Below are 15,744 nucleotides of genomic sequence, written 5' to 3' on the forward strand. Positions count from 1 at the left end.
GTTGTCATCTGCGCGGCTGGGCGTCCAGCACCTGCTGGAGCGCCTCGAATTCCTCCACGCACTTGCCGGAGCCCAGCGCGACCGAATCCAGCGGATCCTCGGCGATGTGGATGGGCATTCCGGTCTCGCGGCGCAGCCGCTCGTCGAGGCCGCGGAGCAGTGCGCCACCACCGGTGAGGACGATGCCGCGGTCCATGACGTCGCCGGACAGCTCCGGCGGGCACTTGTCGAGCGTGGTCTTGACCGCGTCGACGATGGAGTTGACCGGCTCCTCCATGGCCTTGCGGACCTCGGCAGCGGAGATCACCACGGTCTTGGGGAGCCCGCTGACCAGGTCACGGCCGCGGATCTCGGTGTGCTCCTCTTCCTCGCTCTCGAACGCCGAGCCGATCGTGATCTTGATGTTCTCGGCGGTGCGCTCGCCAAGGAGGAGGCTGTACTCCTTCTTGATGTGCTGGATGATCGCGTTGTCCAGCTCGTCGCCCGCGACCCGGATGGACTGGGCGGTGACGATGCCGCCGAGCGAGATGACGGCGACCTCGGTGGTGCCGCCGCCGATGTCCACCACCATGTTGCCGGTGGCCTCGTGGACCGGGAGGCCGGAGCCGATGGCCGCGGCCATCGGCTCTTCGATGATGTGCACCTGGCGGGCGCCTGCCTGCGTGGACGCCTCGATGACGGCGCGGCGCTCGACTCCGGTGATTCCGGACGGAACACACACGACCACCCGGGGCCGGGCCAGATAGCGACGCTTATGGATCTTCAGAATGAAGTACCGCAGCATCCGCTCGGTGATCTCGAAGTCGGCGATAACGCCGTCCTTGAGCGGACGCACCGCGACGATGTTGCCAGGAGTGCGGCCGATCATCTTCTTTGCCTCGGCGCCCACGGCGAGAATTCCGCCGGTGTTGGTGTTGATGGCGACGACGGAGGGCTCGTTGAGGACGATCCCGCGGCCCCTGACGTACACCAGCGTGTTGGCGGTCCCGAGGTCGACAGCCATGTCACGGCCGATGAACGACATGTTGTTCCCCATGAGGATACGTCAGGCCTTCCCTACTGGAGCGATTGCTTGCTTGAGGTCGGCAGGATGTGGTGCGCTGCGAGGCGCGGAAGCTTCATCGTAGTCACGCCCGCGCGAACACGCTGCGGGGGTCCTCCGCCATTGTCAGCAGAACACGAGCCCGCCCCCTCTAATGGTGACGTCGTGTCGCGGAGATGCGTTCCCCCGATCGGCTCGCATATGCCAAGAGGCGGCCGAGAAATTCGACCGCCCCCAGGTCAGCAGGGGTGTGACCAGCTGATGATCGATCGATGCGAGATCAGGTGCGATCAGGCGAGACCGGGAAAGAAAATCTTGATTTCCCGCTCGGCCGACTCTTCGGAGTCGGAGGCATGGATCAGATTTTCCCGAACGATGGTGCCGAAATCGCCACGGATGGAACCGGGCGCCGCGGCGATCGGGTCGGTCGGGCCCGTCAGCGCCCGGACGCCCTCGATCACGCGCTCGCCCTCGACGACCAGCGCCACGGCCGGTCCGGAGGACATGAACTCGACCAGCGGCTCGTAGAAAGGCTTGCCGACGTGCTCGGCGTAGTGCTGCTCCAGCAGCTCACGGCCCAGCTGGCGCAGCTCCAGGGCGGAAATCGTCCAGCCCGCCTTCTGCTCGATCCGGCCGAGAATCTCGCCCACCAGTCCACGTCGTACGGCGTCGGGCTTGAGAAGGACGAGCGTGCGCTGGCTCACGTGCGGGCTCCTTTGGCAGTGACATAAAAAGAAGGGGGGCATGCGGGTGAAGCTGTGCGGCTGAGGCTACATGGGTGATCTCCGGCCACATCACGCAGCGTCAGGGGAGGCGGCGGAGGCCGCGGCGAACCGCTCCTTCGCCTGGTCCACCTTGCGGCCGAAGTGGACCGAGGCCCACCACAGCGCGGCGAAGACCACGCCGAGGACGAACATGGTGGTCACCACGAAGCCGCTCAGCACCAGCCCGATCTGCAGGGCCCAGCCGATCTGCACCGCACCGGGACGGCTCAGCATCCCGCACAGCAGTACACAGAGTGCCATGGCGATCCCGCAGACCGTCCACACGGTGCCCATGGCCAGGCCGGACACCTTCATCGCGACCAGCCCCGCGAAGCCGATCACAAAGAACTCACCGATCAGCGTGGAGGCGCACAGCGTCCGCATGTCAGCCCTTTCCCATCAGCAGCCGGGCTTCGCCGACCGTGATGACCGACCCGGTGACCAGCACCCCCGCACCAGCGTATTCGCCCTCCTCCTCCGCGAGGGTGATCGCGGCCTCCAGAGCGTCGTCCAAGCGGGGCTCGACCTGTACGCGATCGGAGCCGAATACCTCGACCGCGAGCCCGGCCAACTCATCCGCGTCCATCGCACGATGGCTGGAATTACGGGTCACCACGATTTCGGTGAAAATCGGCTCAAAGGCTTCCAATAGCCCACGAACGTCCTTGCCGTCGCTGGCCCCGATCACGCCGATCAGCCGACTGAAATCGAACGCCTCGGTGACCGCCTCGGCCGCCGCCCGGGCGCCGCCGGGGTTGTGCGCGGCGTCCAGCACCACGGTCGGACTGCGGCGCACCACCTCCATCCGGCCCGGCGAGCTGACGGAGGCGAAGGCGGTGCGGATGGTGTCCAGGTCCAGCGGCCGGGCGTGCTGGGAGCCGACGCCGAAGAACGCCTCGACGGCGGACAGCGCCACCGCCGCGTTGTGCGCCTGGTGGGCGCCGTGCAGCGGGAGGAAGATCTCGGGGTACTCACCGCCGAGACCGCGCAGCGTCAGCAGCTGGCCGCCGACCGCCACCTCGCGGGAGACCACCCCGAACTCCATGCCCTCGCGGGCCACCGTGGCGTCCACCTCGACGGCGCGCTTGAGCACCACGGACGCGGCCTCCACGGGCTGCTGCGCGAGCACCACCGTGGCGTCCTGCTTGACTATCCCGGACTTCTCGGCCGCGATCTCCGCCGGAGTGGTGCCGAGCCGGTCGGTGTGGTCCAGCGAAATCGGCATGATCACCGCGACGTCCGCGTCGATCACATTGGTGGCGTCCCAGGAGCCCCCCATGCCGACCTCGACCACCGCGATGTCCACCGGGGCGTCCGCGAAGGCCGCGTACGCCATGCCGGTGAGCACCTCGAAGAACGACAGCCGGTACTCCTGCCGCTCGTCGACCATCCCGATGTACGGCGCGATGTCCTGGTAGGTCTCGATGAAGCGCTCAGCGGAGATCGGCGCCCCGTCGAGGCTGATCCGCTCGGTAATGGACTGCACATGCGGGCTCGTGTAGCGCCCGGTGCGCAGCTCGAAGGAGCCCAGCAGCGCCTCGATCATGCGGGCGGTGCTGGTCTTGCCGTTCGTCCCGGTGATGTGGATCGAGGGATAGGCGCGGTGCGGCGAGCCGAGGATGTCCAGCAGCGCCTCGACGCGCACCAGCGAGGGGTCGAGCTTGGTCTCGCCCCACCGCGTGGCCAGCTCCGCCTCGACCTCGCGCAGCGCGCGATCCACCTCGGGGTCGGAGGGACGGGCCGGAATGCCGTCGCCCTGCGGCGGGCCGGACTGCGCGCGCAGCGTCCGGCTGCCCGCCTCGATCACCGCCAGATCGGGGTCGCGGTCGGTTTCGGCTCCGACGATCTCGTCGAAATCGTCCGGTTCGTTCTGTTCATCCGGTTCGTTCTGGGGGCGCTCGCTCACACCGACCAGTCTACGAGTGACCCCTGACAGGCCGAGGAAGCGCCCATGCGGTCCCGGCGCGGTCCCTCAGGACGCCGCCCCGCCGCCGACGGCGGCGGACATCATCGACTTGGCGATCGGCCCGGCCAGGCCGCCGCCGGAGATGTCCGCCCGGGGTGCGTCGCTGTCCTCGACCACCACCGCGACCGCGACCTTGTGGCCGCTGCCGTCATCCGCGTAACTCACAAACCACGCGAACGGATTACCGCTGTTGTTCTCGCCGTGCTGCGCAGTGCCGGTCTTGCCGCCGACCTCGATCCCGGGGATCTTCGCGTTGGTGCCCGTGCCCTTCTGCACGACCGTCCGCATCGCCGACCGCAGCTCCTGCGCCGTGGACTTCGACATCGCCTGGCTGTAGGTCTCCGGGTCGGTGCGGTCCAGAGTGGTCGCGCTGCCATCCGTCGTGCGGTCCACCTCGTACGGCTTCATCAGCTTGCCGTCATTCGCGATCGCCGAGGAGACCATCGCCATCTGGAGCGGGGTCGCGGTCACGTCGAACTGGCCCATGCCGGTGAGCGCCGTCTGCGCGTCGTCCATCCCGCTCGGGTACACGCTCTTGGCGGCGCGCACGGGGATGTCCAGCTTGGAGTCGTCGAAGCCCAGCTTCTTCGCCTCGGCACCCAGCTTGGACTGGCCCAGGTCCACGGCCAGCTTCGCGAAGACCGTGTTGCACGAGTACTGCAAGGCCGTGCGGATCGTCGCGTTCTCACAGGGCGCCGACGCGTTCTCGTTCTTCATGTCGGTGACCGTGCCGGGCAGCCGGTACGGGTCCGGGCTCTTGGTCGGCTCGTCCACCGACGAGTACAGCCCGTTCTCCAGGGCGGCCGCCGCGACCACCAGCTTGAACGCCGACCCCGGCGGGTACGTCTGGCGCAGCGCCCGGTTCAGCATCGGCTGGTCCTTGTCCTTCGTCAGCTTCAGCCACGCCTTCTGGTCGGAGGTACCGGACCCGGCGAAGTCGCTCGGGTCGTACGAGGGCGTACTGGCCAGGGCGAGCACCTTGCCGGTCTTCGGGTCGATCGCCACGGCCGCGCCAGCCTTGTTCCCCAGTCCCTCGAAGGCGGCCTTCTGCACGGCCGGGTCGATCGTCGTCAGCACATCGCCCGGCTTGGACGGCTCCCTGGTCATCGCCTCCAGGGGATTCTTCAGCCGGGTGTCGGTGCCGTCGAGCACGGACCGGTTCAGGGCCTCCAGCTGGTTGCTGCCGTACGACTGCGAGGCATAGCCGGTGACCGGCGCGTAGAGCTTCCCGTCGGGGTACGTCCGCTTGTACTTCAGATCGCCGGTGGTGGCGGTCGAGCCGGTGATGGGCTCGCCCTTCGCCATGATGTTGCCCAGCGGGTTGGCGTACTGGCTGATGGTGTTGCGTTCGTTGTGGGAGTTGTCCCGGAAGCTCGCCCCCTCCGCCACCTGGACATAGGTGACCCAGGCGAGCAGGACCAGCACGAGCAGCAGGGAGAAGACGGAGGCGCGGCGCAGCGGTTTGTTCATGGGAGGGGGGAGCTCCTTCCGGGACGTACGGGTGGATAACTCCCGGAAGGCGGCTACGGGTTCCCGACCCAGCGTACGGATGATGCCTGGTGGGGCCACTGTGCGACATCGCACACCGGCCCGGGGGCCCGGGCCGGGAACAAGCACGAGCGCCCCCGCCGTGAGGGGCGGGGGCGCTCGGCACCGGTCGGAGGGTCAGCCCTGGGGCAGGGACGCCAACTGCGCGGTGATCCTGGCGATGTCGGCCTCGGCGGTCGCCTGCCGGGCGCGGATCTTCTCCACCACGTGGTCGGGCGCCTTGCCCAGGAACCCGTCGTTGGACAGCTTGGCCGTGGTCTGCGCCTTGTCCTTCTCGGCCGCGGCGAGGTCCTTGGCCAGCCGCTTGCGCTCGGCCTCGACGTCGATCGCGCCGGACAGGTCCAGCGCCACGGTCGCGCCCGCCACCGGCAGCGAGGCGGTGGCGGTGAAGCCCTCCCCGGCCGGCTGGAGGCGCAGCAGGGAGCGCATCGCGTCCTCGTGGGCGGCGAGCGAGGTGCCGGACAGCTCGAGCCGGGCCGGGACCTTCTGGCCGGGCTGGAGGCCCTGGTCGGCGCGGAACCTGCGGACCTCGGTGACCACCTGCTGGAGGTTCTCGATCTCCCGCTCGGCGGCCTCGTCGCGGAAGCCGCTGTCCTTCGGCCAGTCGGCGATGACGACCGACTCCTGGCCGGTGAGCGCGGTCCACAGCTTCTCGGTGACGAACGGGACCACCGGGTGCAGCAGCCGCAGCGTGACGTCGAGGACCTCACCGAGGACGCGCCGCGAGACGTCGGCCTCCGCGCCGCCCTTCTGGAAGGTGGTCTTGGACAGCTCCACGTACCAGTCGAAGACCTCGTCCCACGCGAAGTGGAAGAGCGTGTCCGAGAGCTTCGCGAACTGGTAGTCCTCGTAGAACGCGTCGACGTCCGCGACGACCTCGTTCAGCCGGGACAGGATCCAGCGGTCGGTGGCCGACAGCCGCTCGGGGGCGGGCAGTTCGCCCTCGACCGTGGCGCCGTTCATCAGCGCGAAGCGGGTCGCGTTCCAGATCTTGTTGGCGAAGTTACGGGACGCCTGGACCCAGTCCTCGCCGATCGGCACGTCCACCCCGGGGTTGGCGCCGCGGGCGAGGGTGAAGCGGACGGCGTCGGAGCCGTAGGCGTCCATCCAGTCCAGGGGGTTGACCGCGTTCCCGAAGGACTTGGACATCTTCTTGCCGAACTGGTCGCGGACCATCCCGTGCAGGGCGATGGTGCGGAACGGCGGAGTGCCGTCCATCGCGTACAGGCCCATCATCATCATCCGGACGACCCAGAAGAAGAGGATGTCGTAGCCGGTGACCAGGACCGAGTTCGGATAGAACTTCGCCAGGCTCTCGGTCCGCTCGGGCCAGCCGAGCGTGGAGAACGGCCACAGGGCGGAGGAGAACCAGGTGTCCAGGACGTCGCTGTCCTGCGTCCAGCCCTCGCCGCTCGGCGGCTCCTCGTCCGCGCCGACACAGACGACCTCGCCGTCCGGCCCGTACCAGACCGGGATGCGGTGGCCCCACCACAGCTGGCGCGAGATGCACCAGTCGTGCATGTTGTCGACCCAGTCGAAGTAGCGCTTCGACATGTCGTCGGGGTGGATCTTCACCCGGCCGTCGCGGACGGCGTCGCCCGATGCCTTGGCCAGCGGGCCGACCTTGACCCACCACTGCATGGACAGCCGCGGCTCGATCGTGGTCTTGCAGCGCGAGCAGTGGCCCACGGAGTGGGTGTACGGGCGCTTCTCGGCGACGATCCGGCCCTCGGCGCGCAGGGCGCCGACGATGGCGCTGCGCGCCTCCAGCCGGTCCAGCCCCTGGAACGGGCCGTGCGCGGTGATCACCGCGTGCTCGTCCATGACGCTGAGGTTCGGCAGGTCGTGGCGCTGCCCGATCTCGAAGTCGTTCGGGTCGTGGGCCGGGGTGACCTTGACCGCGCCGGTGCCGAACTCCGGGTCGACGTGCTCATCGGCGACGACCGGGATGCGGCGGCCGGTCAGCGGCAGCTCGATCTCCGTGCCGACCAGGTGCCGGTAGCGGTCGTCGGCGGGGTGGACGGCGACCGCGGTGTCGCCCAGCATCGTCTCGGCGCGGGTCGTGGCGACGACGATCGCGGTGTCGCCCTCGCCGTACCGGATCGACACCAGTTCACCGTCGTCGTCCTGGTACTCCACCTCGATGTCGGAGATGGCCGTAAGGCAGCGGGGGCACCAGTTGATGATGCGCTCGGCGCGGTAGATCAGCTCATCGTCGTAGAGCTTCTTGAAGATGGTCTGGACGGACTTGGACAGTCCCTCGTCCATGGTGAACCGCTCGCGGTTCCACGCGACGCCGTCGCCCAGCCGCCGCATCTGGCCGGAAATCTGCCCGCCGGACTCGTTCTTCCACTGCCACACGCGCTCGACGAACGCCTCGCGGCCAAGGTCGTGGCGGGAGGCGCCCTCCTTGGCCAGCTCGCGCTCGACCACGTTCTGCGTGGCGATACCCGCGTGGTCCATGCCCGGCTGCCACAGCGTCTCGTAGCCCTGCATCCGCTTGCGGCGGGTGAGCGCGTCGATGATCGTGTGCTCGAAAGCGTGGCCCAGGTGGAGGGATCCGGTCACATTGGGCGGCGGGATGACGACCGTGTACGGCTCCTTGCCGCTCTGGGCGTCCGCTTCGAAGTAACCGCGCTCTACCCAGCGCTCGTACAGCTGCCCCTCTACCTCGGCCGGCGCGTACTGGGTCGGCAGTTCAGGGTGGCTGTTCGGCCCGCTGTCGGGGCGCTGCTGAGAGTTCTCGGTCACCCCCGCAGTCTAAAGGCCCGCCGGACTCCGTTACGAACCCGTTGCGGCCCCGCCGCAACGCCGCCGAGGCGCGTCGGGAAGGATGTTCAGGACCTGTCATGCGCTTCTAGGAGAGGCACGATGAGCTATCAGCAGCCGCCGCCGCAGCCCGGTCCCTACGGGGCACAGCCGGGCCCTCACGGCGCCGGCCAGCCACCTGTGCCGAATCCGTATGCCCAGCCCACCGGCTACGGTCACCCGCAGCCGGGTCAGCCCGGGCAGCCGGGGGGCTACGCGGCGCCTCCTCCGTACAACGGCGGCAGCCCGTACGGCTCCCCCGCGAACCCCTACGGCCAGCAGGCCCCGCAGCCGGGCCAGCCAGGGCAGCCGGGGCAGCCGGGGCAGGGCTTCTACGGCGGTCCGCCCGCGCCGCCCGCCGCTCCCGGTGGACGCGGCAAGGGCCGGACCATCGGCATGGCGGTGGGCGCGCTGGTGGTCGTGGGCGGGCTGGTGGCGGGCGGGTTCCTGCTGTTCGGCGGCGACGGCGGGCCGTACAAGCTCACGACCCCGAAGACGGTCGCGAAGGAGTACCAGCGCCAGGGCAACGGCACGGACGACGGCGATCTGTCGGCGTCGGGCAAGAAGGACCTCCAGCAGGTCCCGGTGGTCAAGGATCCGCACCTGGTGGCGGCCGACTACCAGACCGACGGCAAGGAGATGCTGAAGTTCACCGGTGTCTGGGGCGAGGTGACCGACCCGAAGCGGGGCGCGGACCTGGCCCTCGCGGTCATCGTCAAGGCGCTTCAGGACAACGGCACCGCGCAAGCGAGCGGAACGCCCCAGGAGTTCTCGCCGGACGGCTTCGACGGGGACGTCATGAAGTGCCAGTCCCTGAAGTTCACGTCGGATCAGGGATCCATGGAAGCTCCCGCGTGCGTCTGGGGCGACAAGAGCACCCTGGGCGTCGCGGTACTGGCGGACCCGGCGGGGGCCGTTCTCGGCGGCAGCATGTCGTTGGAGGACGCCGCGGGGCTGACCGCCAAGGTGCGTGAGGACGCACGCGTCGAAATCGACAAATAGCTACAACAGCACAACCTAACGAGGGAAAAAGATGAGCTACAACCAGCCGGGCCCCTACGGTCAGCAGCCCCAGCAGCCGGGTCCGTACGGACAGGGCGGTGCCGCCGGCCAGCCCGGCTACGGCTACCCGCAGCAGCCGCCCCAGCAGCCCGGTCCGTACGGCCAGCCGCAGCAGCCCGGCTACGGTCACCCGCAGCAGCCCGGCCAGCCCCCGAACCCGTACGGCCAGCAGCCGCAGCAGCCGTACGGTCAGCAGCCCTATGGCCAGCAGCCGTACGGTCAGCCGGGCATGCCGGGTCCGTACCAGCCGGGCCCGGGCCAGGGCGGCGGCAAGAAGAAGGGCCTGGCGATAGCCATCGGCGCGGTGGTCGTGGTGGCCGCGGTCATCGGCGGGGTCATGGTGTTCAGCAGCAGCGACAGCGGCGGCGGCTCGGTCGCCGACGACGGCAAGCGGTACAAGCTCACCACCCCGCAGACCGTGGCCGGTGAGTACACCAAGCAGGCGGGCAGCGACGACTCGATGACCTCCAGCGACACCAGCGACTTCGAGAAGTTCGGCGTGCAGAACCCGAAGGGCGCGGGCGCGAACTACAAGGCCGGTTCCGGGATGACCGTGAAGCAGCTGCAGTTCAAGGGCGTCTGGGGCGAGGTGAAGGACCCCGCGACGGTCGTCGACGGCGCCTTCGCGAAGATGGCGAACGAGGCCACCAAGGACCCGTCGACGGACAGCAGCGGCGGGAAGGCCGAACTCGTCGGCAGCCCCGAGAAGGTGACCCCCGCCGGGACGGACGACGCCGTCATCAAGTGCCAGAACGCCAAGTTCACCCCGGGGTCCGGCGCCAGCGCGAGCGGTGTGGGCAGCAAGGGCTTCACCGTTCCGATCTGCATGTGGGGCGACCACAGCACGGTCGGCTTCGTGATCGTGTCCGACGCCGCCGCCGTGATCTCCGGCGGGGGCATGTCAATGGACCAGGCCGGGGACATCACCGCGAAGGTCCGCAAGGACGTCCGCGTCGAGATCCCCAAGTAGACGCAAGCAGACGCACCCGGGGGCGCGGTTCCGCGCCCTCCCGGTCCATACGCCGCCCACCGTCCGGAGGGATAACCCCACACCCATGAGCCACAACCAGCCACCGCCGCCGCCCGGTCCCTACGGCGGCGGCGGGCCCGGCCCGTACGGGGGCGCCCAGCCCAATCCGTACGGCGGGGGGCAGCAGCCGTCCGCGGAGCCCAACCCGTACGCCCAGAACCCGGGTTACGGCTATCCGCAGGCACCCCAGCCGGGGTACGGCTATCCGCAGGCACCCCAGCCGGGGTACGGCTATCCGCAAGCGCCGGGGCCCTACGGGCAGCCGGGCTACCCGGCACCGCCCGGACCCGCGCCGGGCCGCAATCGCACCAAGATCATCGCGATATCGGCGGCGGGGCTCGTGGTGGCGGGGGCGATCGTCACCGGCGCCGTGGTGCTGTCCGGCGGCGACAGCGGCCCCGCGCCGATGCGGCTCGTCACCCCCAAGACGCTCGACAACGGCACGTACACCCTGTCCAAGGGCACCGATGCGCTGAAGGACGAGGGCACGAGCGTACAGAGCAGCATGCCCGAGGGCGCGACCTCCGTCCTCGGTCAGTACCAGCGCGCCGACGACGAGAACTCGGGGCTCGCGTTCTCCGGCATGTACGGGGAGATCGACGACCCCGGGCGGGTTCAGGACGGGATGTTCAAGGGCTTCGAGGGCGGCGAGGGCTCCCCGGCGGTCGAGCAGGAGCGCAAGACGTTCCGGCCGGACGGCGCGGACGGCCCCGCCATCGACTGCGAGGTCGTGAAGATGTACGACCGGATCTACGCCCCGGCCTGCGCGTGGGCGGAGGAGACAGACGCGGCGATGGTGCTGGACGTCAACGCGGAGAACACCACCGCGTCCGCTGTGGACGTGGAAGCCTTCGCGAAGGTGACCGCGGGCATCTACAAGGACACCCGCAAGCCCGCCTGAGCCGCCCACAGGACGCCGCACAGGCGCCTGTGACACGAAGAGGGCCCCGGAGACCGGGGCCCTCTTCGTATGCGCTCTACGCGGCGCTCACGCGCTCTTCTCGTGCCGTTCACCCGGCTCGGTGCCGCGCGAGCGGGGCACCAGCGTCGGGTTGACGTTCGAGTGAACGACGTCCTCGGTGATGACGACGCGGGCCACGTCCTTGCGGGACGGCACCTCGTACATCGCCGACATCAGGACCTCTTCGATGATGGCGCGCAGGCCGCGCGCGCCGGTGCCGCGCAGGATCGCCTGGTCGGCGATGGCCTCCAGGGCCGGGCGGTCGAAGTCCAGCTCCACGCCGTCGAGTTCGAACAGCCGCTGATACTGCTTGACGAGCGCGTTCCGCGGCTCGACCAGGATCTGCAGCAGCGCCTCGCGGTCGAGGTTGTGGACGGAGGTGATGACGGGGAGCCGTCCGATGAACTCCGGGATCATCCCGAACTTCACCAGGTCCTCCGGCATGACCTCCTGGAACTGGTCGCTGGCCTCGATCTCGCGCTTGGAGCGGATCGTGGCGCCGAAGCCGATGCCCTTGGCACCGGCCCGCGACTCGATGATCTTCTCCAGGCCGGCGAAGGCACCGCCCACGATGAACAGCACGTTCGTCGTGTCGATCTGGATGAATTCCTGGTGCGGGTGCTTCCGGCCGCCCTGCGGCGGCACGGAGGCGGTGGTGCCCTCAAGGATCTTCAGCAGCGCCTGCTGCACGCCCTCGCCGGAGACGTCACGGGTGATCGAGGGGTTCTCGCTCTTGCGGGCCACCTTGTCGATCTCATCGATGTAGATGATGCCCGTCTCGGCCTTCTTGACGTCGTAGTCGGCGGCCTGGATCAGCTTGAGGAGGATGTTCTCCACGTCCTCGCCGACGTAGCCCGCCTCCGTGAGCGCGGTGGCGTCGGCGATGGCGAAGGGAACATTGAGCATCCGGGCGAGGGTCTGCGCGAGCAGCGTCTTCCCGGAGCCCGTCGGACCGAGCAGCAGGATGTTGGACTTCGCCAACTCGATGCCGTCGTCCTTGCTGTGGCTGCCGTTCTCACCGGCCTGGACCCGCTTGTAGTGGTTGTAGACCGCGACGGAGAGGGACTTCTTGGCGGCCTCCTGGCCGACCACATAGCCCTCGAGGAACTCGTAGATCTCACGCGGCTTGGGGAGTTCCTCCCACCGCACCTCTGAGGTCTCGGCCAGCTCTTCCTCGATGATCTCGTTGCAGAGATCGATGCACTCATCGCAGATGTACACACCAGGGCCCGCGATGAGCTTCTTCACCTGCTTCTGGCTCTTCCCGCAGAACGAGCACTTGAGCAGGTCGCCGCCGTCACCGATGCGTGCCACGAGGTGCTTCCCCTTCGCCTTGGATCCGCTTTGCTCTGCGGAACCGGGTGCTTGCGCTGCGAGCTTTCCGCTTGATGTTTCCCGGGGGCCGGCCCCCAGCCCTCTATGACGGTACCTTGCCGGGCCCCCGGTTCGGGCCCCCCTTGGACCTAACTGGTCCAAGGGGCGCCGGGTCGCCCTGGCTTCAGCCCAGGCCGACCGAGGTCTTACGGGTCGAGACGATCTGGTCGACCAGACCGTACTCCAGCGACTCCTCGGCGGTCAGGATCTTGTCCCGCTCGATGTCGTCGCGGATCTTCTCGATCGGCGTGGTGGAGTGCTTGGCCAGCATCTCCTCCAGCTGCGACCGCATCCGGAGGATCTCATTGGCCGCGATCTCCAGGTCGGAGACCTGACCCCGGCCGGTCTCGCTGTACGGCTGGTGGATCAGGATACGGGCATTGGGCAGCGCCATCCGCTTGCCGGGGGTACCGGCGGCGAGCAGCACGGCCGCGGCGGAGGCCGCCTGGCCCATGCAGACCGTCTGGATATCGGGCTTGACGAACTGCATCGTGTCGTAAATGGCGGTCAGCGCCGTGAACGAGCCGCCGGGCGAGTTGATGTAGACCGAAATGTCGCGATCCGGGTCCATCGACTCCAGGCACAGGAGCTGCGCCATGACGTCGTTGGCCGAGGCGTCGTCGATCTGGACGCCCAGGAAGATCACGCGCTCTTCGAAGAGCTTCGCATACGGGTCGTACTCCCGGACACCCTGGGAGGTGCGCTCGACGAAGCGCGGGACGACATAGCGCGATTCGGCCATCGGGCCGTCGTAGAGGCCGCTGCCGGGAAAGTTGTTCATCTGGGTGTTCACCATCCTGTGGCGATCAAAGGGCTGGAGGTCGGTACGGGACGGCGGGGCTCAGGCCCCGGTGCCGCCCCCGCCCGGAACGCCCGAGGCCGAGGCCATGACGTCGTCGACCAGGCCGTACGCCTTGGCCTCCTCGGCGGAGAACCAGCGGTCGCGGTCGGAGTCGCGGGTGATCTGCTCAACGGTCTGACCGGTGTGGAACGCGGTCAGCTCGGCCATCCGCTTCTTGGTGTGCAGCAGCCGCTCGGCGTGGATCTTGATGTCCGAGGCCGAACCGGCCAGACCCGCGGACGGCTGGTGGATCAGAATCTCGGCGTTCGGCAGCGCGAATCGCTTGCCGGGGGTGCCCGCGCTCAGCAGGAACTGCCCCATCGAGGCGGCGAGGCCCATGGCGATGGTGACGACGTCGTTCGGAATGAACTGCATGGTGTCGTAGATCGCCATGCCCGCCGAGATCGAGCCGCCCGGAGAGTTGATGTAGAGGTTGATGTCCTTGTCCGGGTCCGCGGCGAGCAGGAGCAGCTGCGCGGTGATCTTGTTGGCGATTTCGTCGTCGACCGGCTGGCCGAGGAAGATGATCCGCTCACCGAGCAGCCGGTTGTAGACCTGGTCGCCGAGGCCACCGCCGGTCGGCTCGCCGGCGGCGGAAGGCATCGTATTCGTCACGTATCCACCTGCTCGTCTCTGACGGCGACTGGCCGTCTCAGCGTCTTCTTCTGGGCTCGGGGACGGGCCGGCCGGTGCGATCCGGCGGCCTGCGAGACTCCCTGCCCTCGTATCTACGGACCCTAACGCGCTGGTCGGCGGGCGCCATCCCGCATCAGGAACTGTTCGCTCTGAGCGCAGGTTCCGCGGCCCCGCGGGCCCGCGGACTTCGCGGAACACGAACGGGCCCGGACGCGCGCAGACGTTCGGGCCCGTTCGTTACGGGCTGCGGAGCGGCCAGGATCAGCCCTCGGCCTTGTCCTGCGCCTTCTCCTGCTCGGGAGCGGCCTCGGCGGCGGCCTCGGTGACCTCGGCGGTCTCTTCGGCGGCCTCGTCGCCCTCGGCTGCGGCCTCGACCGTCTCGGCGGTCTCGTCCTCGTCGTCCAGGTCGACGGTCTCGCCCTTGTCGTCGACGACCTTGGCGGCCTCGACCACGACGGCGAGCGCCTTGCCGCGGGCGACCTCACCGACGAGCATCGGCACCTGGCCACCCTCGACGACCTGCTGGGCGAACTGGTCCGGGCTCATGCCGGAGGACTGCGCACGGCGCATCAGGTGCTCGGTGAGCTCCTCCTGGCCGACGGACAGCTGCTCCTTGTTGACCAGCTCGTCGAGGACGAACTGGGTCCGGATGCCCTTCTCCGCCTGCTCCTTGAGCTCGGCGTCGAACTCCTCGGCGGACTTGCCCTGAAGCTCCAGGTAGGACTCCAGGTTCAGGCCCATCTGGCCGAGCTGGTGGTGCTCCAGGTTGTGCTTGCGGGTCTGGACCTCGTCCTCGAGCAGCTTCTCGGGGATCGGGACCTCGACCAGCTCCAGGAGGGCGTCGAGCACCTTCTCCTGGGCCTGGGTGGCCTGGTCGTACTTCTTCGACTGCTCCAGGCGCTTGCGGCTGTCCGCGCGCAGGTCCTCAAGGGTGTCGAACTCACTGGCCAGCTGGGCGAAGTCGTCGTCCAGCTCGGGCAGCTCCCGGGCCTTGACCTCGTTCACCTTGACGGAGACCTCGGCCTCCTTGCCCTGGGCGGAGCCGCCCTTCAGCTCGGAGGCGAAGGTGGCGGTGCCACCGGCCTCCAGACCGGTCACGGCCTCATCGATGCCGTCGAGCAGCTCACCGGAGCCGATGGTGTAGGTGACGCCCTCGGCGACACCGTCCTCCAGCACCTCACCGTCGACCTTGGCCTCCAGGTCGACGACGACGATGTCGCCCTCGCCCGCGGCGCGCTCGACGGGGCTGGTGGTGGCGAAGCGCTCACGCAGCTGCTCGACCGACTTGTCGATGTCCTCGTCCGAGACCTCGACGGAGTCGACGGTGACCTCGATGCCGGAGTAGTCCGGGATCTCGATCGTCGGGCGGATGTCCACCTCGGCGGTGAACGTCAGCAGCTCGTTGTCCTTGAGCTCGGTGATGTCGACCTCGGGCTGCCCCAGCGGGTTCAGCTCACCCTCGTTGACCGCTTCGGTGTAGAACTTCGGGAGGGCGTCGTTGACGGCCTCCTCCAGCACCGCACCGCGGCCGAAACGCTGGTCGATGATGCGGGCCGGGATCTTGCCCTTACGGAAGCCAGGCACCGTGACCTGCTGGTTGATCTTCTTGTACGCCGCGTCGAGGCTGGGCTTGAGCTCCTCGAAGGGCACCTCGACAGTGAGCCGAACCCGGGTCGGGTTCAGGTTCTCCACGGCGCTCTTCACGGTTCGGT

The 15,744-nt window shown here is 68.7% G+C and carries 13 protein-coding genes; 3 read left to right on the forward strand and 10 right to left on the reverse strand.

Features of this window, described 5'->3' with window-relative positions:
- Positions 1-4: 4 nt before the first annotated feature.
- From ACZ59A_RS04990 to ACZ59A_RS05015, 6 genes are all read right to left on the reverse strand, one after another.
- Positions 5-1,024 carry a rod shape-determining protein gene (locus ACZ59A_RS04990; RefSeq protein ID WP_039941926.1) on the reverse strand — a complete coding sequence of 340 codons (1,020 nt, stop codon included), beginning with the start codon at positions 1,022-1,024 and terminating at the stop codon, positions 5-7.
- A 308-nt stretch (positions 1,025-1,332) separates the two neighbouring features.
- Entirely contained in the window at positions 1,333-1,746 is a 414-nt protein-coding gene (gene ndk, locus ACZ59A_RS04995; protein WP_468050118.1) for a nucleoside-diphosphate kinase, read from the reverse strand.
- Between the two features lie 90 nt (positions 1,747-1,836).
- Positions 1,837-2,190, reverse strand: a complete 354-nt coding sequence (locus ACZ59A_RS05000) for a DUF4233 domain-containing protein (RefSeq protein ID WP_470953584.1) — start codon at positions 2,188-2,190, stop codon at positions 1,837-1,839.
- Between the two features lies 1 nt (position 2,191).
- Entirely contained in the window at positions 2,192-3,712 is a 1,521-nt protein-coding gene (gene folC, locus ACZ59A_RS05005) for a bifunctional tetrahydrofolate synthase/dihydrofolate synthase (protein WP_470953586.1), read from the reverse strand.
- A gap of 66 nt (positions 3,713-3,778) precedes the next feature.
- A complete protein-coding gene (locus ACZ59A_RS05010) occupies positions 3,779-5,242 on the reverse strand; it encodes a peptidoglycan D,D-transpeptidase FtsI family protein (RefSeq protein WP_470953588.1) in 1,464 nt (487 codons plus the stop codon).
- Between the two features lie 195 nt (positions 5,243-5,437).
- Positions 5,438-8,071 (reverse strand): valine--tRNA ligase, encoded by a 2,634-nt coding sequence (locus tag ACZ59A_RS05015; protein WP_470953591.1) that lies wholly within the window; start codon positions 8,069-8,071, stop codon positions 5,438-5,440.
- Between the two features lie 120 nt (positions 8,072-8,191).
- Here ACZ59A_RS05015 and ACZ59A_RS05020 point away from each other — a divergent pair, with 120 nt between their 5' ends.
- The 3 genes from ACZ59A_RS05020 to ACZ59A_RS05030 all read left to right on the forward strand — a co-directional run bounded on the left by ACZ59A_RS05020 (position 8,192) and on the right by ACZ59A_RS05030 (position 11,121).
- Positions 8,192-9,130, forward strand: a complete 939-nt coding sequence (locus tag ACZ59A_RS05020) for a hypothetical protein (protein WP_470953594.1) — start codon at positions 8,192-8,194, stop codon at positions 9,128-9,130.
- 31 nt (positions 9,131-9,161) lie between these two features.
- Complete coding sequence (locus ACZ59A_RS05025; RefSeq protein ID WP_470953597.1) at positions 9,162-10,160, forward strand: hypothetical protein; 999 nt, start codon at positions 9,162-9,164, stop codon at positions 10,158-10,160.
- A gap of 85 nt (positions 10,161-10,245) precedes the next feature.
- Entirely contained in the window at positions 10,246-11,121 is an 876-nt protein-coding gene (locus ACZ59A_RS05030; RefSeq protein ID WP_470953600.1) for a hypothetical protein, read from the forward strand.
- An 87-nt stretch (positions 11,122-11,208) separates the two neighbouring features.
- On the opposite strand, the gene clpX is transcribed toward ACZ59A_RS05030, so the two are convergent.
- The 4 genes from clpX to tig form a co-directional block, all read right to left on the reverse strand.
- Entirely contained in the window at positions 11,209-12,495 is a 1,287-nt protein-coding gene (gene clpX / locus ACZ59A_RS05035; RefSeq protein ID WP_009717929.1) for an ATP-dependent Clp protease ATP-binding subunit ClpX, read from the reverse strand.
- Positions 12,496-12,679: 184 nt separating this feature from the next.
- Positions 12,680-13,336: an ATP-dependent Clp protease proteolytic subunit gene (locus tag ACZ59A_RS05040; RefSeq protein ID WP_039941924.1), complete on the reverse strand. Its 657-nt coding sequence runs from the start codon at positions 13,334-13,336 to the stop codon at positions 12,680-12,682.
- Positions 13,337-13,396: 60 nt separating this feature from the next.
- Positions 13,397-14,011 carry an ATP-dependent Clp protease proteolytic subunit gene (locus tag ACZ59A_RS05045; RefSeq protein WP_385436109.1) on the reverse strand — a complete coding sequence of 205 codons (615 nt, stop codon included), beginning with the start codon at positions 14,009-14,011 and terminating at the stop codon, positions 13,397-13,399.
- A 282-nt stretch (positions 14,012-14,293) separates the two neighbouring features.
- Positions 14,294-15,736, reverse strand: a complete 1,443-nt coding sequence (tig, locus tag ACZ59A_RS05050; protein WP_470953603.1) for a trigger factor — start codon at positions 15,734-15,736, stop codon at positions 14,294-14,296.
- Positions 15,737-15,744: the final 8 nt, after the last annotated feature.

It is taken from the genome of Streptomyces sp. NPDC040405 (assembly GCF_055595765.1).